Origin of the sequence: Corallococcus sp. AB018 (assembly GCF_003986945.1) — a bacterium.
GTDB lineage: Bacteria > Myxococcota > Myxococcia > Myxococcales > Myxococcaceae > Corallococcus > Corallococcus exiguus.
In genome coordinates, this window is sequence record NZ_RAWR01000631.1 from 1 (window position 1) to 381 (window position 381).

Consider the following 381-nt stretch of genomic DNA (forward strand, 5'->3'; position numbering starts at 1 on the left):
TCACCATTCACGGCGCCAACGATGCGCCGGTGCTGGCGGCGCAGACCGTCAACCAAACTGCAACGGTAGGTTCGGCGTTTTCGCTGACGTTGCCGGCGGGCACGTTCACCGACGTGGATTCCGGCGATTCACTCAGCTACAGCGCTGCCGCCGCCGACGGTTCGGCACTGCCGGCCTGGCTGACCTTCAACGCCTCGACTCGGACCTTCAGCGGTACACCGACTTCGGCCGATGTCGGCACGTTCGGCGTGAGAGCCGTCGCAACTGATCTCGGCGGCCTCACGGCCAGCGAGACATTCAGCATTGCGGTGGGGACAGTCTCCTCGACCGTCAGCTTGTTCTCGGCTTCCGATACTCCTTCGGTGCTGTCGACATCCGATC

1 protein-coding gene is annotated in these 381 nt (G+C 64.0%); it reads left to right on the plus strand.

The features are described from left to right. Nucleotides 1-381: putative Ig domain-containing protein (locus tag D7Y11_RS43095; RefSeq protein WP_148139318.1), on the plus strand; the 381-nt coding region annotated here is incomplete at both ends.